Here is a 20,053-nt window from a genome sequence, read left to right as displayed (position 1 = left end):
CATTTACGCGGCGGCGCTGTGAGCAGTTCTGTGCTTTTGCACCGTTAACGCCAGACCGTGGAGCATGTCGGTGATTCGGGCCGTTTCCTCGTCCAGATCGTTGAGGTCAACGCCGTTCAAGCTTGTCCTGCCAAGTGCGTGAGCATACTCATGGACCGTGTCGTTACTCGCCTCGATAGCCTGTGCAAGCCCGAGAATTTTCCCTTCGAATGCAAGCATTTTTTCGCTGGATTTTCCAGAGATGGCCTTAGCCGTTTCATTGACAATTTCCGGCAACGTCCATAACGCCGCGGCTCCGCTAGCGATGGCGCCGGCCGCTGCGGGAGGTAGTGAATTCAGGGTTTCCTTCACACCCGCCGACGTTAGTTGAGCGCCCGCCTCCTTCACCAACTTGAGTGCGGATTTTTTGTCGCGGGGAATCAAGCCCTGGAGTTTGGCGTTTAAATACTCAAGTGGCTGCATTTGTTTGTGTTGGGCTCTCTCGATAATAGTGTTCGCTGACACTTTGGAGGTTTTCAAATTGACCGACGCGCTCAGTCCGGTTCTTTCGGCCGCATAGTCGATGAGCGCGCTGACCCCGATTTTTGCGGCGAAGCCCATCCCTGCGCCTATCACGTTGCCGACACCGGGTGCCGCTACGCCGAGTGCCTGAGCACCGACACCGACCGTTAGACCGACGCCATAACTGAGTGCTTTGCTTGCGACAAATACCAGCGTTCTGCGTGTTGTCGCCAAGGCAATGTCGCTGCCCGAACCCATTCTGTCGAGTTGCTTTGCGGCATCGCTTGCGCGGCGCTGGGTGATCCCGAGGATTTCAATGTGTTGCATCATCTGATCATTCATTTGGCGGGCCATACGCTTTTCTGCAAGGCGTTGTGCATTTTTGGCATAGCTCGTATTTTGCGAAGCAATGATGCGATCCGTTCCGGCATTGATCTCGTCCAAAAACGGCAACCTGGTTTCCCCGTTGACGTCGACATGGCCAATCGGATCGTTGCCGACGAAGGCGTAGAGATTCAGCCCATCCACTTCGCCTGCCGGGTCCGCGCTGATCCAGCGTTGCAGCCACGGCGCGTAATAGCGCGCGCCGTAGCAGTACAAACCGCTGATATCCATTTCCTTGCCGGAATAACGGATAAACCGGTAACCGACTTCAACCACCGGGTCGGCCGCCATCCACGCTGTTGCTCCGAAAGGGTAGTAGCCTTCCTGGCTGATGATCCGGGCACGTTGATCCAGTTCTATCGTGCATGAACCCAGATGGTCACCGAGGCTGTAGCGCAGTTGATTGTCTTCGATGTCTTCGGGTGGTTTTTTCGCCCAATGCAGGCAACGCGCACCGCCCACCGAGATGACGTGCAGTTCTTCGCAGTTGTCCTTGGTGCGGATCTCCAGGCCCGGCAGGTAGCGCACCTGATGAAAATGCACAGCTCTGTCGGTGTACGTTTCATGGCGTTTGAACACCCGCACGCCCTGGCTGTAACGGTAGTGTTCGGCGTCGTCATCAGTGCCGTCTCGGGCAATCAGCGTCACGCGTTGCAGCTCACCCCGTGCATTCCATTGCATGGCCTGTCCCGGTTGCAGGTTCTGCAGGTTGCCGTGGCGGTCGAACAGTGTGTCGAAGTCAGGCTCCGGATCATCCGGTTTCCAGCGCACGCCGCGATTGCTGACTGAATCAATGCGCATCTGCACGGTGCGGTTGGCGCCGGCCCGTACATGCACCAGTTTCTCCAGATTGCCGCCGGTGTCGTACGTGTAGGTCTGGGTGTAGTTGAGGCGGTTGTTAGGGTCGGTGGGTTTCGGCAGGTCGGGAATGTCCGAGAGCGGGCCGTCGTCGTAACCTCTGGCGCAGACCAGTCGGTACAGCGAGTCGTAGCTGAAATCACGGTGACCGTCGACCAGCTGGTTGGCGAAATAGACCGGCTGGAAGGCGTGGTCTTCGATGCGGGTAATGTTGCCGACGGGGTCGTAGAAGTATTCGAGGTCTTGCAGCACTGCGCCGGTGTCTTTGCGACTGGACTGAGTGTGCAGACGACCATCGGCCGGGTCGTAGGTCCAGCGACTGAGGACAAGATTACCGGCCTGCTGCTCGATGATCTGGTCGGCAGCGTTGTACTGCGCATCAAGCAACACGGGCCGCCATTGGCTCTGGTCCTTGATCAACAGTTGTACCTGCCGAAGGTGCCCGGCCAGGCCATAACACGATTTCTGACGATGGCCGCCGGCATCGGTCTGCTCCAGCACGGCGCCCATCGGGCTGAACACACGACGGCTGGTGAAGCCTTGGCCATCGTCAAAGGTACGGATTTCGGCCAGCGGCTGACCGGTGAGGGCGAAGCTGTCGGTGCGCAGGGTACCCGAGTTGTCGTGTTGCTCCAGCAATTGTCCGCGTCGATTGAACCGGGGATCGGCGCTGGCATCGGCGTAGGTAAACACATCGACATCGGCCACGCCGTTTTCTTCGACGGCGACTACGCGCAACTGCTTATCGAAAGTCGTGCGCCAATGACTGTCGCGCTCGTCCCAGCGTTGCACCGGTTCGCCGGCCAGGCCCGGCAGGATCAGGCGCCAGCCGGCGTCAACGCTGTCCGTTTTCAACGGCTCGCCGTCCAGGCGGTACACCGTGGTCAGGCACGGCACCGGCAGGCGTGGATCCCACTGTGCCGCCAACTGCCCGCTCGCGTTGTGCTGCTGACGGTTGACCAATGGCGTGGCTGTGTCCTGCGCCACAGTGCGCAAATAAACCACCTGACGAGTAGGCAGACCGCGGCCATCGTTCACCGAAAGCGCAGGCGTGCGCCAATCCAGTGAGCGGGTCATGACCGTGGCGATTCCGAACGGGTTGGCGGTTGCGCGGTGTCGTTGAAATCTTCTCTGGTGCGATACCAGGGATGGTGAGCCTCGCGGGAGATGTCGCCTCTGGCGTTGACCAGTTTGATCTGCTGGCCCAAGGCGTTGTAGTACACCCGATCGAAGTGGCCAAGGTTGCGCAGGGATTGATCGTTGACGTACAGATGGGTATCCGCGAAAAAAGCCCGGAACTGACGAACCGGCAATCCCTTTTTGTTGTTGTACTCGACTCGTTCGCTGATGCGCCAGCGCGGGTTCGCCAGAACCTCGACGTACTGGCCATCTTCGACAACGAGTGAGCCATCTTCAACCTTGTACGCCATGCCCGGGTCAACCCGTTGCTGGGTTTGCAGTGCCCGGCCAAAGCCGTCGACACAGGCCTTGACGATCTGTATCTGCGCCGCGATCTCTTCATCGGGATAGCGGTCGGCACTGAGCATCACGCTGTGTACCGGCTCGCGGTGGGCTGTGGTAATCGCCTCGAGCAAGGTCTTTTCGGTGCTGGTCAGATGAGTGCTTCGTGCCAGCCGCTGACGGGCACTGGCGCGAATATGGCCGCTGGGCAGCAGATAGCCTTGATCCACCCATTGCGCGGTGACAGCAACGCTGCCCATCCAGCTGAACAAATCTTTGCGCACGGTGCTGGCGGCCTTTTGCACAGCAGCCTCCGGATTGGCAATGGCCGGATCCGGGCGAAGATCTTCGGGTCGCCTGTATTCACTCAGCGGCCTGAATCCTGCGGCAATGCCATTTTCAGTGCCGTGAAAACTGGTGGCCAGTGGTTGCCGGGAAGGCGCGTAGATGACCTCTTCAATATTCTCGTTGGGGTCGGTGATGCTCAGTGGTTGCAGGGCGTGATAGTCGTAAGTGATGTGGGTGGTGCAGCCATCTGGCAATTCGACGCGGATGATCGCCAGGCCATAGTCGTCGTATTCAGCCCTGGTGTGGCCGTGGCTAGGGGTTTCACGGTAGCTCAGGACATCGTAGAAGCGATCCGGGCCGGCGTATTCGGCAAAGCCGAAGTGCGCCGAATACAGCGCCGGGTCAGCCCCGGCGGGGGCGGCCGGTTCAAACAGAAACGGCATCGCCGTATAACCGATTTTGCTCAATTCCGCATGGATGTTGAACGGCGGCGGCAGGATGCTATAGGCGTCCAGGGCAGTCTTGTCCAGTTGCGCCAATTCCAGCGGCCCGGCCAGGGCCTCGAATTCGGCCTCACCGTCAGCCAGCGCCGTGCCGTCGAATTTCACGTAGCGCTGTATGGACTGGGTCGTCAGTACCCGTTCGGTGTTCCAGTGCGGCGAATCCTCATGGCGCGCCAATTGCTCGAACGACACCTGTGCCGGGCTGAGGCCGCTTGGCAGTGTGCCTTTGGGCAAGACCAGCGCATTACCACGTTGCAGATACGGCAGGCCCAGCCGCCACTGCTGAGGATCAGTCAGGTCAATGTATTGCGCACGGGTTTCGTTCAGGTAAAACGACTGCTGTGCCTCGTCATGGGCATCGCGCCACCACTGTTGTTCATCTGGATCGGTAAAGGGCGGTGGGCTCTCTTCAGTCAGTCGGCGCGCATAGCTCACGGTCAGCGCCTGAGTCGGCGAACCGTATTCGTTCTGGCGCAGGCTGATCTCATGACGGCACAGCGGATCGTCGATAAACCGGTCGTACTGGTAGCTGATTTTTTCCAGCAGCAGTGGCAGCAAAACAGCGGCGGCGTACTGCCCCTGAGCGCGCACCTCGCGCACCCGATAACGCAGCTCTTCTACCACCAGAGGCGTGGCGATGCCCGGTGCGTCGCTGTCTGCGTCTGCATAGGTTTCGATACGGGCGACCGACCCGACCAACGCCCGGGCAATCTGGTATTCGGTATCGGCGTCATGCGGGGCGATTGACTGATCGAACTCCCCGTTGGGCGGGGTAAGGCTGAACAGGGTGCTGCCCAGGCCGATGGCGCCCTTGTCTTCATTGAAATAACGCTCACGGCGGCGATCCATCGATTGGCCGGTATGAAACCAGGTGCAGACCCGCACCGGCTGGGTGAAGCCTTCGTCGCCGTCGTCGGCGCTTTCGCTGTCGGTTTGCTGCAGCAGGCCGAAGCCACGAAACTCGCGTTCTTCACCGTCGTAAACGCCTTCGCGCCAGGTCAATAGCTGCGTCAGACAGTTACCCGTGATCTCATCCAGTTGCTGCTGCTGGACCACCACCGGCACTGCGAATGGCAAGTGCGAAACCGGCAGCTCTTTACGCTTGAGGATTTGCTGTTTTTCATCCAGCCACTCTTGAGCGGAGCTGCGGTAGACCACACTGGCGTTGCAGCCCATGTTGTTGTTGCTGGCGGTCAACAGGTACGGTTTGACCGCGACGAAATCATAGCGCCAGTGCTGCGGCTTGATGTGTGGCACGGTCAGAATCAGGCTGGCACAACCCAAGCCCTGCAGGTCAGCGAAGCTCACCTGACACAGACGGTCATAGCGCACGCCTTCGGGCCAGGGCACGCTCACCGGTATCTGCTCAAGGCCATTGCCACCGCGGTTCAGATAGATTTCGAAGACATCGGATTTCAGATAGATCAGTGCCGGTGCGCCGGATCCATCAAGGTCGGCCACACGGATCCGCGAAGAATCGAACTGCTCGTACGTGAACGGCAGGTCACTGATCTTGCGACCTTCCCCAAACCTGCCGTGGCCAAGGTTGGGCCAGCAGCGGATTTCGTCATGGCGGATACGGCACAGCTCCGGCATGTCGCTGCCCAGCAAGTTGCCGAGCAGCACCAGTTCGGTCGGTGCGTTGCTGAAGATTGGCAAGCGGTCATCGGCCGGCCCATGCGGTACATCCTCGGCGGCGGCGAAGCCTGCTTCGCGGCGGTTGGCGTACAGGCGCACCGAGTTGGGACCGATCAGCGCAATCGAGCTCAGACCATCACCGCTCAAATCGCCCAGTTGCACCAACGTGTTGAAAAACTCCTGCGGGAACGCAGTGAACGGGACGAAATCGGCGAAGTCTCGCTGCGCATTCAATGTACGGAAACCGCTGCTGCCTGGCTGGGCGGTGATCCAGTCGAGCCGCCCGTCACCGGTCAGGTCGGTAAGCATGTGCTGGACTGCACGATTACGGTCGGCCACTGGCGTCCGGTTCAGCGCCGTCCATGGGCCGTAGCCGATCTCATCACCTCCCGCTGCTGCTCGCAGCGGTTCGCGGTAGTACCACGCCTGGTCATAACGGCAGAGAAACCCCGGCAGACCCTCGCCGTACAGGTCGACGCATTGATAGAACCCGCCATCTTCGACGCCCGGCTGGTTATCTGCCTCAAGCAAGCGCTGAGGGTTTTTATTGATCTGGAAAGTGGAATAGTCGAACTCCACCGGTGGCGAGTGTTCGACCTGGCCGCTGGCATCGAAGCTTTGGTAGTGCGCGGCGCTGATCTGGCTGTAGTCCCATTGCGTGATGTTTTGCGCAGTGCGGTATTCCAGCAGCAGACGTTGCGCCAGCAGCGGTTTTTCTCGCAGGTCGGCGGGATTTTGATGAAACATCAGCACTTGCCGACAGAGCCGGCGCGTGCCGATTTCAAAGCCTTGACCGTACGTCGAAAAGGGGTCCGGGCGTACCCGCCACGGACCGAGTGTGTCGCCGTCATACAGCGGGATTTCGCTCAGCGACGCCGTGCGCTCGCCGTAGTCGAAAATCAGCTGAAACTGCCAATCCAGCTCGGTCGGGTCTGGCACGGTCCAGGCGAACAACTGCTCGCTTGCCGTGAAGTTGCCGTAACACACCCGCTCCAGATAACGCTGCGCGCGGTAGTCGTGGGTCGGGTCGGGATCCTGATCATCGGCTTTGTAAACGAAGCAGATATGCTCGCCGTGGGCGTTCATGCTTTCGAAGAGCAGCCACGCCGCAATATTTTGCGGGTCATCCGGATCGGCACGGCGTGAAGCGGCGGTTTTGCCGTAGACGTGCAGCGAGCCATCAGCGCCATGTATCAGCCAAAAGGACGACGCGGCGTTTTCCGTGGTACGGGTCTGCAGTTGCCATTGCTCGCGCAGGGCAAAGTCGCTTTCAACGTGCGGCCAATAACGGACCACGCGGTGCGGGCCGATGCCCTTGCCGCCATAGGTCGATTCAAAGCGCGACTTGATCGTGCCGTCAGCTTCCAGCTCCGGCATCCACACCTCACCATCGTGACCGATGATCTCATCGTGTTCGGTATAACGCGGCACACCCTTGGTGGTGCGCCGGCTGATCTGGCTGAGCCCCATGCCCCAGCCGATACCGAAGGCCCCGTTACCGCTCTGGCTGCTGTACGTCAGCGACAATTGCGGCGCCAGACCCCATCCGCTCGAGAGAGGGATGGGCAGCTCGAAGGACGCTGCACCGGTCGGCCCCACGGCGCCCCAGCTTTTACCGATGGTGGCAATCGATGAACTCTTGGCGATGGAGGGCGTAACGATGCTCAGGTCTTGTTCGGCCATGATTGCGTCCGGTGCACTTGCGGTGGCGTAAGTGAAATGACGCTATCAACAATTGCCACGGACGTAACCTGTCAAACCTGACAGGTGCACAAGATCGATTTGTGTGGTTGTCCCGGCTTTTTATCGCCGAAGCAGTTATCTCCAATGCAATCGCAGGCACAAAAAAAGGCCGATCCGTCACATGACGGGTCGGCCTTCCTTTTACGGCTTCAGGCGTTTACTGCACTTCTACCGCCAGGCTTTCGCTGATCTTCTGTTGCCAGATCGCCGGACCGGTGATGTGCACCGACTCACCTTTGCTGTCCACCGCAACGGTGACCGGCATGTCTTTGACTTCGAACTCGTAGATCGCTTCCATGCCCAGTTCGGCAAATGCCAGCACTTTCGACTTCTTGATTGCCTGAGCAACCAGGTAGGCAGCGCCGCCGACAGCCATCAAGTACACGGCTTTGTTGTCCTTGATCGCTTCGATTGCGGTCGGGCCGCGCTCGGATTTGCCGATCATGCCCAACAGGCCGGTCTGCTCAAGGATCTGCCGGGTGAACTTGTCCATCCGCGTCGCGGTGGTCGGGCCAGCCGGGCCAACCACTTCGTCACCGACCGGATCAACCGGGCCGACGTAGTAGATGAAGCGACCCTTGAGGTCGACCGGCAGGGTTTCACCCTTGTTGAGCATCTCGACCATGCGCTTGTGCGCCGCGTCGCGACCGGTGAGCATTTTGCCGTTGAGCAGGACGGTTTCGCCCGGCTTCCAGCTCTGCACGTCTTCCGGGGTCAGGGTGTCGAGGTTGACGCGACGGGCCGACGGGCCGGCTTCCCAGACGATTTCCGGGTAGGCGTCCAGCGGTGGTGCTTCCAGCGAAGCCGGGCCGGAACCGTCGAGCACAAAGTGCGCGTGACGGGTGGCGGCGCAGTTCGGGATCATGCACACCGGCAGCGAGGCTGCGTGAGTCGGGTAGTCCATGATTTTTACGTCGAGCACGGTGGTCAGGCCACCGAGGCCCTGGGCGCCGATGCCCAACTGGTTGACCTTCTCGAACAGCTCCAGACGCATTTCTTCGATGCGGTTCTGCGGGCCACGGGCTTTCAGCTCGTGAATGTCGATGGATTCCATCAACACTTCCTTGGCCATGACCGCGGCTTTCTCGGCGGTGCCGCCGATGCCGATGCCGAGCATGCCCGGTGGGCACCAGCCGGCGCCCATGGTCGGAACGGTCTTCAGCACCCAGTCAACGATCGAGTCGGACGGGTTGAGCATGGCCATTTTCGACTTGTTCTCGGAACCGCCGCCCTTGGCCGCCACGTCCACTTCCACGGTGTTGCCCGGAACGATGGAGTAGTGAATCACGGCAGGGGTGTTGTCCTTGGTGTTTTTCCGAGCACCCGCCGGGTCGGCGAGGATCGAGGCACGCAGGACGTTTTCCGGCAGGTTGTAGGCGCGACGCACGCCTTCGTTGATCATGTCGTCCAGGCCCATGGTGGCGCCATCCCAACGTACGTCCATGCCGACGCGCACGAACACGGTAACGATACCGGTGTCCTGGCAGATCGGGCGATGGCCGGTGGCGCACATGCGCGAGTTGATCAGGATCTGCGCCATCGAGTCACGGGCCGCTGGCGATTCTTCGCGCAGGTAGGCTTCGTGCATCGCCTGGATGAAATCCACGGGGTGGTAATAGGAAATGAACTGCAGGGCGTCGGCAACGCTCTGAATCAGGTCGTCTTGCTTGATCACGGTCATGAGTCGCGCTCCTCTAAAAGACGGGAACATTCTATGGGGCAGCTACAGGCTTCAAGCTTTCAGCGGCAAGTTGGAGCAGTACGCGGACTGCTTGAGCTAGCGGCTGGAAGCTTGCAACTTGAAGCTGGCCCTTGGGGCCGGGCACGCCGGGGCTGCTGGCGCGACGCTAAAAAGGCGCGGCAGTATACCGCGCCTCGGTGGGGCGTACACGCGCCGGCAGTCATTCGTTGGTCGCATGGATGGGCGAATATCGGACAGCGGGTTTGCACTTCAAGAGCTACCCCCTCACCCCAGCCCTCTCCCCCAGAGGGGGCGAGGGGGAAAGGGAGCCGATCTGCGCAGTCTTCGAAACCTCGGTTCGACTCAGGAAAGGGAGCTGATCTTCATGCTGCTCAAACCTGGGTTCGGCTTGGGAAAGGGAGCTGATCTGCGCAGTCTTCGAAACCTCGGTTCGACTCAGGAAAGGGAGCTGATCTTCATGCTGTTCAAACCTGGGTTCGGCTGGGGAAAGGTGTTGATCCTGATGTAGTTCAGACCTGAGTGCGGCGTGGTATTTCAGGTCGGCGTATCTCCAGCAATCGACTCGGTCAGTCCCCTCTCCCTCTGGGAGAGGGCTAGGGTGAGGGGCTTTTGGCGGTACACGCAGGCCACACTTTTGACGTCAAATTTCGAGCCCGAAAATCGGTGGTCATTTATCGACTACGCCACTAAAGTGGCAGCCGGTCTGTAGAGTAGGACACTCGGTCAGCCTCTTATCGCACGGTGAGTCAACGATTGACCCATAACGCCATTCAACGTCTTTTGCTTAAACGTTTCGCCCTTGCTGCGGCCACCTACGGATTGGCTTTGCTGCTGCTGTGGCTGGCGTTTTTCGCCGGTCATTACGGCCAGTCCCTGAGTTCCGTGGCCATCGGCAGCGCGCTGGTGGTAATCAGTCAGGCGACGCTGTTCGCAATGTTCTGGAGCGGGCGCAACCAACGCTTTGCCGACCCCAGCCTGACCGAAGTGCAAGTGCTGCTCGGACTGGGCTGGCAGACCTGGCTGATCGCGCATCTGGATGAAGCGCGTGGCGCCTTTCTGGTGTTCTACGTACTGATTCTGCTGTTCGGCCTGTTCCATCTCAGTCGGCGGGCCTTCATCCGCTGTACCCTGCTGGTGTTCTTCAGTTTCTGCGCGATCACGCTGTGGGACGGTTATCACTTCCTCTTGGCCGACCCTGCGCTCGCCGCCTTGCAGGTGTGCATTCTGGCGATGGTGCTGGCGTGGCTGGTGCTTTACGCACGCTTCGTTCAAGTCTCGCGGCAACGCCAGCGCCAGCGCCGGTTTGCCTTGCAGGCGCATCAGGACACCCTGCGCGGGATGATGCGTCAGCTCGAAGACCTGGTCGCCACCGACGAATTGACCGGGTTGTTCAATCGCCGGCACTTTCTGCGCCTGGCCTCGCGTGAACTGAATGCCATGGACAACGACGTGGTGCACGGCCTGGCGTTGATCGATCTCGATCATTTCAAACGTATCAATGATCTGCACGGTCATGCTGCCGGCGATCAGGTGCTGCAGGCGTTCGCCGGCGTTGCGCAGGCGTGTCTGCGCGACGGCGATGTATTGGCGCGTTATGGTGGCGAGGAATTCGTGGTGCTGCTGCCCGATTGCAATGCCGAACGCTTGACCGCTTGCTGCGAGCGTCTGCGCATCGCCTTCACCGATGTCGAACTGGTGGGGCTGAGCGTGCGCAACCTCAGTCTGTCGGCGGGCATGACCCTGCTCGAACTGGGTGATGACCTCGACGACGCCTTGCAGCGTGCCGATCAGGCGCTGTACCGAGCCAAGCGTGACGGGCGCAATCGTTGTGCCGCGGCGTGGGAGAACGTCGATGCCTGAACTTCGCGTCGGTGAACAGCAATGGTCAGTGGCCGCGGGCAGCAACCTGCTCGATGCCCTCAATCAGCGTGGGGTCGCCGTGCCCTACAGCTGCCGCGCCGGCAGCTGTCATGCGTGTCTGGTGCAATGCGTGCAAGGTCTGCCGGCGGATAACCGTCCGGATGCGTTGAGCGCAGAACAGCGGCAACAGGGCTGGCGACTGGCCTGTCAGTGTCAGGTAACCGAAGACTTGCAGGTGCACACCTTCGATCCGCTGACCGACGGTCGCCCGGCCGTGGTCGAGGCGCTCGACTGGCTGAGCGACGGCGTGTTGCGTTTGCGCCTGACCCCACAGCGGCCGCTGCGCTACAGCGCCGGGCAACATCTGGTGTTGTGGATCAATCACATCGCCCGGCCATATTCGCTGGCAAGCCTGCCGGAAGAGGACCGCTTTCTCGAATTCCACCTCGATTGCCGCCAGCCCGGCGAATTCAGCGATGCCGCGCGGCGCCTGCAGATCGGCGACGCGATCCGCCTCGGCGAACTGCGTGGCGGCGCCTTGCATTACGACCCTGACTGGCACAACCGACCGCTGTGGCTGCTCGCCGCCGGCACCGGTCTGGGGCCGTTGTTCGGTGTCCTGCGCGAAGCCTTGCGTCAGGATCATCAGGGCGCCATTCGTGTCATTCATGTGGCCCATGACGCTGACGCGCACTACCTGGCCAAACCTTTGGCGGCACTGGCCGCGCAACGCGAAAACCTCAGCGTCGAGCTGTGGACGGCGGCCGAGTCAGCCGCCGCTTTGGCGCAACTGCGCCTTGTTTCCCGGCAAACCCTGGCCTTAGTCTGCGGCTCGACGGCCAGTGTCGACGCCTTTGCAAGGCGCCTGTATCTGGCCGGATTGCCGCGCAATCAACTGCTGGCCGATGTGTTTTTGAGCCGTGGTTGAGCGCTGATCTTTCCGACGCGAGACCGACCATGACCGAAGCCATCCTGCTGGAGCGCGAACGCGGTTTACTGACCCTGCGCCTCAACCGCCCGGAGAAGAAAAACGCCCTGACCCGCGCCATGTACAGCCGCCTCGCCGAGGCGTTGAAACAGGCTGACAACGACTCTGAAATCAACGCCGTGCTGATCACTGGCAGCGCTGAATGCTTCACGGCCGGCAACGACATCGCGGACTTCATTCAGCAGCCGCCGAGCGACCTCGACAGCCCGGTGTTTCACTTCATGCTCAATTTGCTGGAGTGCCGCAAACCGGTGATCGCTGCCGTGGCCGGTGCAGCGGTGGGCATTGGCACGACATTGCTGCTGCACTGTGATCTGGTTTACGTGGCCCGCGATGCGCGCTTGCGCATGCCGTTCGTCAATCTCGGTTTATGCCCGGAGTTTGGCTCCAGCCTGATCCTGCCGCGTTTGCTTGGGCAAGCCAAAGCGGCAGAGTTGTTGTTGCTCGGCGAAGGATTCAGCGGTGAACAGGCTGCGCAGTGGGGAATTGCGACCGAAGCGTTGGGTAGCGGCGATGCGGCGTTAAGCAAGGCGCGGGAAATGGCGCTGCGTTTCGACGAATTGCCGGCCGAAGCGGTGCGTATCAGCAAGCAATTGATGAAGGCGCCGGATCGTGAGTTGATCCGTAGGGTGATCGAAGGGGAGGGCGTGCTGTTCACCCAACGGCTGCGCTCGCCGGAAGCATTGGCGGCGTTGAGCGGATTTATCAAGCGGCATTGAAAAGCCACCCTCACCCCAGCCCTCTCCCAGAGGGAGAGGGAGCCGACCGAGGTGTAATGCGCTATACATCGACTTGAAAGAACCGGTCGGATTCAGCTCTGAGCTATCAGGTCGGTGCAATTCTGCAATATCCCTCAATCGGTTCCCTCTCCCTCTGGGAGAGGGCTAGGGTGAGGGGCTTTCGATTCAACGTAGACAACAAAAAAGCCCCGGCACTCACATGCCGGGGCTTTGGTTTTTCAGCGCGTCACTCAGACCTGCGGGTCGCCCACGTGCAGGATCTTCATGCCGTTGGTGCCGCCGGTGGTGTGGTAGCTGTCGCCCTTGGTCAGGATGACCCAGTCGCCTTTTTCCACAACGCCGCGCTTGACCAGCTCGTCAATCGCCTTCTGGCTGACTTCATGCGGTTCCAGCGAGGCCGGATCGAACGGTACGGTGTACACGCCACGGAACATCGCTGCACGCGCCTGCGTTTCGCGGTGCGGCGAGAACGCGTAGATCGGCACCGAGGAACGGATACGCGACATGATCAGCGGGGTGTAGCCACTTTCGGTCAGGGCGATGATCGCTTTGACGCCCGGGAAGTGGTTGGCGGTGTACATGGTCGCCAGCGCGATGCTTTCGTCGCAGCGGGTGAATTCCTTGCCGATGCGGTGGCTGGAGGTTTTACCGGTCGGGTGTTTTTCAGCGCCGACGCAGATGCGCGCCATCGCTTGAACCGCTTCCAGCGGGTACAGCCCGGCAGCGGATTCAGCCGACAACATCACGGCGTCGGTGTAGTCGAGCACGGCGTTGGCCACGTCGGACACTTCGGCGCGGGTCGGCATCGGGTTCTGGATCATCGACTCCATCATCTGGGTCGCGACGATCACAGCCTTGTTGTGGCGGCGTGCGTGCAGAATGATTTTCTTCTGAATGCCCACCAGCTCGGCGTCGCCGATTTCCACGCCCAAGTCACCACGGGCAACCATCACCGCATCGGAGGCCTTGATCAGACCGTCGAGGGTTTCGTCGTCGGCCACGGCTTCGGCGCGTTCGATCTTCGCCACCAGCCAGGCAGTGCCGCCGGCTTCGTCGCGCAGTTGACGGGCGTATTCCATGTCGGCAGCGTCACGCGGGAAGGACACCGCGAGGTAGTCGACTTCCATTTCAGCGGCGAGCTTGATGTCGGCCTTGTCTTTTTCAGTCAGGGCCGGTGCGGTCAGGCCGCCACCGCGACGGTTGATGCCTTTGTGGTCGGACAGCGGGCCGCCGATGGTCACGGTGCAATGCAATTCTGTTGCGGTGGCGGTATCAACGCGCATCACCACGCGGCCGTCGTCGAGCAGCAGCTCGTCGCCTACGCCGCAGTCTTTGACCAGATCCGGGTAGTCGATGCCGACCACTTGCTGGTTGCCTTCGGTCAACGGATGGCTGGTGGAGAAGGTGAATTGATCACCGATCTTCAGCTCGATCTTCTTGTTGGCGAATTTGGCGATACGGATTTTCGGGCCTTGCAGGTCACCGAGCAGGGCGACGAAGCGGCCGTGCTTGGCAGCGAGGTCACGCACCAGCTTCGCGCGAGCCTTGTGCTCGTCGGGGGTGCCGTGGGAGAAGTTCAGACGGGCAACGTCCAGACCAGCCAGAATCAGCTGTTCGAGAACTTCCGGCGAGTTACTGGCCGGGCCAAGGGTAGCGACGATTTTGGTACGACGGACGGACATGCAAAGACTCCTGAGTTCAAGCGCTAGCGAAGGCTACTATGCTCTTGGGGTGTAGTCATTGTTCGAATGCACTACTTATTGTTTTCTTTATTGAACACGACGATTGGCGCAAACACTTCTGAAGATTTCTCGGCAAGGGTCGATAAAGAGCACAAGACAGGAGAACCCTCATGCGATTCGTACCCATTGCCGCCCTTGCCCTCAGCGTCCTCGCCGTGACGGGCTGCACCCGTTGGTCGATGAACCATCATTTGAACAACGCCTACAGCGCCTATGATCGCGGCAATTGCGAGCAGGTCATGCTCGAGCTGTCCAAGGTCGAACGCGCCAGCCGTGCCCGCCCGTATGTGTGGCCGGAGGTGTCGATGATGCGCGGCCAGTGCCTGGAACGGCAGAAAATGTTTGTCGACGCGGCGCAGACCTACCAGTTCATCATCGCCTCGTACCCCAACAGCGAATACGCCTACCGCGCCCGCGCGCGTCTGGAAACCTTGCAGAGCCTGGGCCACTACCCGACGCGCAGCGCCGCTGCCGTGGTGCGCCCGACCCGCTTCTGATGACAGTTGTCATACAAAATCTGGCCGTGTGTACAAGCTGAGCTATAGTCGAATAACCCGGGTTTAGAGCCGAATCTGTAAACCCGGAGCAACACCTGCGACTGGCAAGTGGTCAGGTGACGGCGACGTAGCGACCGTCACACCGGAAGCGGGGAGAGCGCGCCTGCGCTACAGGGGCGTTCCGAAGCAAAGGTGCGGCTCTGTGACGGAGCCTTGCATGGCGAACTGCGCATGTTTACCGACCGCCGGATTGAACGGCATCAGCTGCCGTATTTCCTCAGAGTGTTCAACAGCGTCACCAACAAACCCATCGGTTTTCTGGGCAACGTGTCCGAAGACGGGCTGATGCTGATCAGCCAGTTGCCGATGATGGTGGGCGTGGACTTCCATTTGCGGCTGCAAATCCCTTGCGGCGAGGGTTGCCAACAGATAATCGATCTGGCCGCGTGTTGCCTGTGGTGCCACGAAGACGCGACCCCGCTGCACTACGACGCCGGTTTCAGCCTGCAACAACCACCGCCGGAATACGGGCAATTGGTTGAGGCGTTGCGCCAGTACTTCAGTTTTCAGCCATTGCCGGCCTCGGCCTGATTGGAAACCGCCAAAGACTTCGCGAGCAAGCTCGCGCCCACAGTGATCCGCATTCTTTCAGTTGAAATGCTTCGAGTGTGGGAGCGAGTTTGCTCGCGAAAACGTCAGTACAGACAACCTCTCTCCAAGGTCAGGTAACGGCAATCGCCCGCTCGTTATCCAGCGCCTTCTCCGCCAGCAACAAACCCATCTCGCTCAATTGATAGATCGCCATCGCCAGGTGTCGCGGCTTGTTTTCAAGGCTGTCGGCCAGGTCGAGCAGCAGAATGCTCACCGAAGAAAACGTTTCGTAGGTCTGAATGGCCACTGCTTCGGGGTTGAGGTCGGGCGCGATCATGAACATCTGCATGCCGCGATCCACGGAGTTGCGCGGGTCGGGTTTGGGTTTGAGGTAGTGGTCGAGGGCTTTTTCGGCGGCCTCGTGGAGCTTTTTCGAATCGCTGGATTCATAGGGGGAAACCGAGTTGGTTTCGGGGGGATTTGGAGTGTCTTTGATCATGATCGCGTTTCCTCTTAATAGAGCTGCCACCATCTCGCGACTAAACGAGGGGGTGGCGGCTGGACGCAGGTTAGTCGACCGGGAGGAACACGAAAAACCGGCGCGCCCGAGGGCGCCCTGCGCACAGCCACCATCAAGTGCGGGGATAGGGAATATCCGACTAGATGACGCTTGTGCACCTTCGTGTACCTACCCGGGCGACTAAACCCGACCACTGATTGGCAGCGGCACGGATCAAGTTACGGGGCATCAGCCAAGCGCACAAGCGGGCGGATTCTGAGGGATGTGTAGGCAATGGCGCAACTCGGCGTAGCCGTAAATGGGCGCCTGTAGGACGCCACCGAACAGTGTTGTGCGAAGAGTTACCGGGCATCGAGATTGTCAGATTTACAGGCAGGCAGTGTTCAGGAACGAGGGAAAAGCGGCGCCCCGTTTTTCCGATCAGCGGTAATTTAACCTGTCAGATCTGACAGTGGTTGCGCGTTGCGGTGGCGCCTATATTGGCGCAAGCGCGTTAGTTATCCATTGCCTGGAACTATTGAAATGAACGACAACGTTGATGACGGTGATAAAAGCAAAGCGCTGCTGAATAAAAGTGGCGGCGGTGAAGCCGTCAGCACCGGGTTGGGGAACGGCTCAAATCAGCAGGCGGACAATGGACCCTATTCCGAGGTATTTTGGGCCAATTCGGTGTTAGTTACCCTCAGACAAACGCACCCTCGCGTGCCTCAATTGACCACCGAACTGCATTGCCAGTACAAGTTTGAACTCGGAAGTCTCTATGTAAGAACTCTGCGTTACAAGATGACAACACGGAATGGAAACTGGAATAGAGCCAATATAGATCTTTACCTTAAAACCCGTACCAGTGCGGTGGAGTATTCACCGGACGCCCTTCTTCAAGATGGAGCTTGGCACGAATACTCACGCATCACTAATTCCCCCTGGGGCCCCGTTGCCGAGGGGGGGCTGAAAAACAGAATTTATATTCGTGTCGATTATGATGGGACGAACAATGATGTTGGACCGCATGAGGGATTCGGTCCTGAGGTGTACCCCGCAGCCCAGCCATTCATCGATGGACCGGGGCAAAACACGATAATAGGGGCGTCATTCCTTGTCTCGGGCAGCAACAGTCTTGTTGGAGGCACGATCCACGTTTACTTCAAATATGGAAATGTTTCTGTTGCGGTCGGAGTCGGGCCCGGAGACATCTTCGGACGCTGGAGTGCCAACTGTACATTGCCGTCCGGCTTGACTGAAAAAGGGATCCTGATTGCTGTACAAAAAATCGGTGATCAAACATCTGTGCTATCGAACTCGGTCGACGTTTACCCCTATCGCGCCCCAATAATTATTTACCCACCCAAGAATGCGGTGTTGCATCTGCGCGACCCCTTGAAGTTGCGAGGTACAGGGACTTACCCTTGTGATCTCGACGTCATGACGCCGGGTGGCGGTGTTCTTCACGCATCGGCCAAAGTCAAAGACGACACGACGTGGGAGGCGGATTTCAATCTTGCGAACTACCCGAATGGGGGGGAGGTTGAGATGACTGCTGGCCACCGGAATATGGGTGATTGGTCAGCTCTGCATAGTTTCAAATTGCTGGGGAGCCCCATCATCAGCGCTCCTCAACCCCTCCAGGTAATTGATCGCAATGGCCCTATATCCGGTACTGGACTGAGCGGGGCCAATGTCGAAGTGTTCAGGGACTTGAATCTTGCAGTCAGGATCGGTCAGGCAGTGGTGGAGGCTAACCGAACCTGGAGAATTGTGTCGCTCGAAAACGAAATGTCGCCCGGCCCTTTTTCGATTGTCGCCCGCCAGACTTTATCCGGAGTGCAGGGACACTTTGGCGCGCCGAGGGGATTCAAAGTCCGGCCAGCCAAATTTACCGGTCTCACCGTCGAGGTCATCGACAATTCCATCAAGTTCTCAGGCTCCGCCCACGCCGGCGCAACGGTGGTGATCACCGCGCCCGGTTATGCGGTCACGCCGCCAGGGGAGGTTGTGGCAACCGGGGGCCAATGGGCAACCACTGCGACGGACTGGCCATACGGCACCTACAACCTGCAAATCGTGCAAAAAGTGGGCGACGGTGCCAGTGGCTGGATCGAGTCACTGCCTTTTCCTTTCACGGTCGAAAACAAGTTGCCGAATGTCAGCGAGTTGGCTCACACACTGGAGTATCAGCCGACCTTCAGCGGCCTGGGCAATGCCCGCGCGACCGTGTGGCTGTGGAAGATCGACATGGATGAAGAGGTGGCGCCCCATCGCCCGCTGACCACCACCGGGAAATGGACTAGTCAGGCGACGCAAGTATGGGGCCCGACCTTCAACCGCCGGGTTCGCATCAAACAGGCGGGAGACGGGCAGGAAACCGATTGGGTTTATCTTGATGTAAACATTCCGCCACTGCCTCCCGGTCTTGACGACCCGCTCGAAGATGGACTTTCACCCAGGTTCAGCGGCACTTGCTGGCCGGGCGCGGTGGTCAGCCTGCATTTCAGCGACGAAGTCGGTGTGGAACACGAGCCAACGGTCAGCAATGACAAGTGGACATTCCGCCGCAGCGATCCGTTCGAGACGGGGGTTGAGCATACCGTCACCGTGACCCAGTTTGCCGCGGAGCAGACCTCGTTACCGGCGAGCGCCACCTTCACCGTCAGACGGCCCATGTCCCAGCCGCGGATCACCTATCCGGACCCGACCAGCAAGGTGGGCCGTGATGTCACGGTCGAGGGCGACAACGGTATGCAGGGTGCCGTGATGCAGTTGCGGGATGCCCAGTTCCAAAGCCCGCTGGGGCCGGAAAAAACACTGGATGCAAACGGTGCGTGGTCGATCGATCTCGCCGGACTGGAATTCCGCAGGTACACCATCGATGCACAGCAAGTCCTTGACGAGCGGCCGTCCGAGCGCAGTGAGCATTGCTATTTCGATGTGGTGTTGTTGCCGCCGCAGATCACCCAGCCGACGGAAAACGGGAAGCTGCCACGTACCGCAAAAATCGCCGGCAGCGGCATGGCGAACGGGCGGGTCGAGATCTTTCTGGAAGGTGTCAGCGAGCCTCTGCTCAGCAACATCCTGGTGAACGCCAAGGGCGATTGGGAAGGTGAGGTGACGTTGCCGGTGGGGCGCACAAGCATTCGTGCGCGGCAAACGTTTGTCGATGGAAACGGCCAGCGGCAAGAGTCGGACCTCGGCGAAGCGCGGCAATATGACGTCGTCCCGGCTGCACCGCTGATCGAAACCCCGACCGAGGATGACCCTGTCGGCAGACGCGCGGTGGTGTCTGGCTTCGGTGTGCCTGGCGACACGGTCACGGTGACGCTGGCCGACGCCACGCACTCGCTGCAGTCCAGCGCCATCGTGCAGGAGGATCGCACCTGGTCGGTGACACAGGACTTCAGTTCCCTTGCCGGCGGGCCTTACGTACTTGAGGCGGTGGCGTCACTGGAGGAGTTCGCCTCCGTCGAGGCACTGCGCCCGATCATGCTGGGCACTTTTCTGCCCACCCTCGACGCCCCGGCGGCGGGCCGCTGGGTCAGTCATCCGCTGCAGTTTGCCGGCCGCGGGCGCGAAGGCGTTGGGACCGTGGTGAGTTGGTACAACCTGGATGTGCAGTGGACGGGGCCGTTGCCCATTGCCGGTGACACATGGCATGGGGAGGCGACGCAACCATTGCCGGAATCAGGTAACTGGTACCGATTCAGGCAAAGCCTCACGGATGAGGAGGGCGGCGAGACGATATCCGACTGGGTCGAGAGCGCGCGTTTTGAAGTCGAGCCCGCACCGAAGCGCGCATCAAGTGCGGGGATAGGGAATATCCGACTGGATGACGCTTATACGCATCGTACTTAAACCGGGCGACTAAACCCGACCACTGATTGGCAGCGGCACGGATCAAGTTACGGGGCGTCAGCCAAGCGCACAAGCCGGCGGATCCTGAGGGACGTGCAGGCAATGGCGCAAGGCGCTGTAGCCTTCGGATGATGGCCTTGAGCACTAAGGAAGCACACCGTCTCCCGGAATAACCATTCGTCGAACCTGTC

The 20,053-nt window shown here is 60.0% G+C and carries 12 protein-coding genes; 7 read left to right on the top strand and 5 right to left on the bottom strand.

All coding sequences use genetic code 11. The features are described 5' to 3' along the window. Positions 1-3 precede the first annotated feature (3 nt). From HU718_RS24110 to HU718_RS24100, 3 genes are all read right to left on the bottom strand, one after another. Positions 4-2,820 carry an RHS repeat domain-containing protein gene (locus HU718_RS24110; protein WP_186615419.1) on the bottom strand — a complete coding sequence of 939 codons (2,817 nt, stop codon included), beginning with the start codon at positions 2,818-2,820 and terminating at the stop codon, positions 4-6. Then, positions 2,817-7,316, bottom strand: a complete 4,500-nt coding sequence (locus tag HU718_RS24105; protein WP_186615421.1) for a SpvB/TcaC N-terminal domain-containing protein — start codon at positions 7,314-7,316, stop codon at positions 2,817-2,819. The genes HU718_RS24110 and HU718_RS24105 overlap by 4 nt, the downstream gene beginning before the upstream one ends. Before the next feature lie 217 nt (positions 7,317-7,533). Beyond that, positions 7,534-9,057 (bottom strand): fumarate hydratase, encoded by a 1,524-nt coding sequence (locus tag HU718_RS24100; protein WP_007916251.1) that lies wholly within the window; start codon positions 9,055-9,057, stop codon positions 7,534-7,536. A gap of 385 nt (positions 9,058-9,442) precedes the next feature. On the opposite strand from HU718_RS24100, the gene HU718_RS24095 reads away from it, so the two are divergent. The 4 genes from HU718_RS24095 (at position 9,443) to HU718_RS24080 (ending at position 12,645) form a co-directional block, all read left to right on the top strand. Next, positions 9,443-9,586, top strand: coding sequence for a hypothetical protein (locus HU718_RS24095; RefSeq protein WP_186615424.1), 144 nt, complete (start codon positions 9,443-9,445; stop codon positions 9,584-9,586). Positions 9,587-9,831: 245 nt separating this feature from the next. Beyond that, positions 9,832-10,938, top strand: coding sequence for a GGDEF domain-containing protein (locus HU718_RS24090; RefSeq protein ID WP_095121350.1), 1,107 nt, complete (start codon positions 9,832-9,834; stop codon positions 10,936-10,938). Next, positions 10,931-11,866 carry an iron-sulfur-binding ferredoxin reductase gene (locus tag HU718_RS24085; RefSeq protein ID WP_095121349.1) on the top strand — a complete coding sequence of 312 codons (936 nt, stop codon included), beginning with the start codon at positions 10,931-10,933 and terminating at the stop codon, positions 11,864-11,866. The genes HU718_RS24090 and HU718_RS24085 overlap by 8 nt, the downstream gene beginning before the upstream one ends. Before the next feature lie 29 nt (positions 11,867-11,895). Continuing rightward, complete coding sequence (locus HU718_RS24080) at positions 11,896-12,645, top strand: enoyl-CoA hydratase-related protein (RefSeq protein WP_186615426.1); 750 nt, start codon at positions 11,896-11,898, stop codon at positions 12,643-12,645. 251 nt (positions 12,646-12,896) lie between these two features. On the opposite strand, the gene pyk is transcribed toward HU718_RS24080, so the two are convergent. After that, positions 12,897-14,348: a pyruvate kinase gene (gene pyk / locus HU718_RS24075; RefSeq protein WP_077574310.1), complete on the bottom strand. Its 1,452-nt coding sequence runs from the start codon at positions 14,346-14,348 to the stop codon at positions 12,897-12,899. A gap of 170 nt (positions 14,349-14,518) precedes the next feature. On the opposite strand from pyk, the gene HU718_RS24070 reads away from it, so the two are divergent. Next, positions 14,519-14,905, top strand: coding sequence for a tetratricopeptide repeat protein (locus HU718_RS24070; RefSeq protein WP_007951249.1), 387 nt, complete (start codon positions 14,519-14,521; stop codon positions 14,903-14,905). 231 nt (positions 14,906-15,136) lie between these two features. Next, entirely contained in the window at positions 15,137-15,496 is a 360-nt protein-coding gene (locus tag HU718_RS24065; protein ID WP_095121398.1) for a PilZ domain-containing protein, read from the top strand. A gap of 130 nt (positions 15,497-15,626) precedes the next feature. Here the strand turns inward: HU718_RS24065 and HU718_RS24060 are convergent, their stop codons facing one another. Continuing rightward, the gene (locus tag HU718_RS24060; protein ID WP_016983112.1) at positions 15,627-15,995 is read right to left on the bottom strand and encodes a DUF6124 family protein; all 369 of its coding nucleotides are present in this window, start codon (positions 15,993-15,995) and stop codon (positions 15,627-15,629) included. Between the two features lie 543 nt (positions 15,996-16,538). On the opposite strand from HU718_RS24060, the gene HU718_RS24055 reads away from it, so the two are divergent. Further along, a complete protein-coding gene (locus HU718_RS24055) occupies positions 16,539-19,862 on the top strand; it encodes a hypothetical protein (RefSeq protein WP_217868248.1) in 3,324 nt (1,107 codons plus the stop codon). The last annotated feature ends 191 nt before the right edge of the window (positions 19,863-20,053 follow it).

The organism is Pseudomonas tensinigenes, from assembly GCF_014268445.2.
GTDB lineage: Bacteria > Pseudomonadota > Gammaproteobacteria > Pseudomonadales > Pseudomonadaceae > Aquipseudomonas > Aquipseudomonas tensinigenes.
This window is presented reverse-complemented; position numbering and strand designations above follow the sequence as displayed.

Bases quoted from the DNA above. Each gene is read 5' to 3' on its own strand.
- HU718_RS24110 (WP_186615419.1), bottom strand. From the start codon at position 2,820: ATGACCCGCTCACTGGATTGGCGCACGCCTGCGCTTTCGGTGAACGAT.
- HU718_RS24105 (WP_186615421.1), bottom strand. From the start codon at position 7,316: ATGGCCGAACAAGACCTGAGCATCGTTACGCCCTCCATCGCCAAGAGT.
- HU718_RS24100 (WP_007916251.1), bottom strand. From the start codon at position 9,057: ATGACCGTGATCAAGCAAGACGACCTGATTCAGAGCGTTGCCGACGCC.
- HU718_RS24095 (WP_186615424.1), top strand. From the start codon at position 9,443: ATGCTGCTCAAACCTGGGTTCGGCTTGGGAAAGGGAGCTGATCTGCGC.
- HU718_RS24085 (WP_095121349.1), top strand. From the start codon at position 10,931: ATGCCTGAACTTCGCGTCGGTGAACAGCAATGGTCAGTGGCCGCGGGC.
- HU718_RS24080 (WP_186615426.1), top strand. From the start codon at position 11,896: ATGACCGAAGCCATCCTGCTGGAGCGCGAACGCGGTTTACTGACCCTG.
- pyk (WP_077574310.1), bottom strand. From the start codon at position 14,348: ATGTCCGTCCGTCGTACCAAAATCGTCGCTACCCTTGGCCCGGCCAGT.
- HU718_RS24070 (WP_007951249.1), top strand. From the start codon at position 14,519: ATGCGATTCGTACCCATTGCCGCCCTTGCCCTCAGCGTCCTCGCCGTG.
- HU718_RS24065 (WP_095121398.1), top strand. From the start codon at position 15,137: ATGTTTACCGACCGCCGGATTGAACGGCATCAGCTGCCGTATTTCCTC.
- HU718_RS24060 (WP_016983112.1), bottom strand. From the start codon at position 15,995: ATGATCAAAGACACTCCAAATCCCCCCGAAACCAACTCGGTTTCCCCC.
- HU718_RS24055 (WP_217868248.1), top strand. From the start codon at position 16,539: ATGAACGACAACGTTGATGACGGTGATAAAAGCAAAGCGCTGCTGAAT.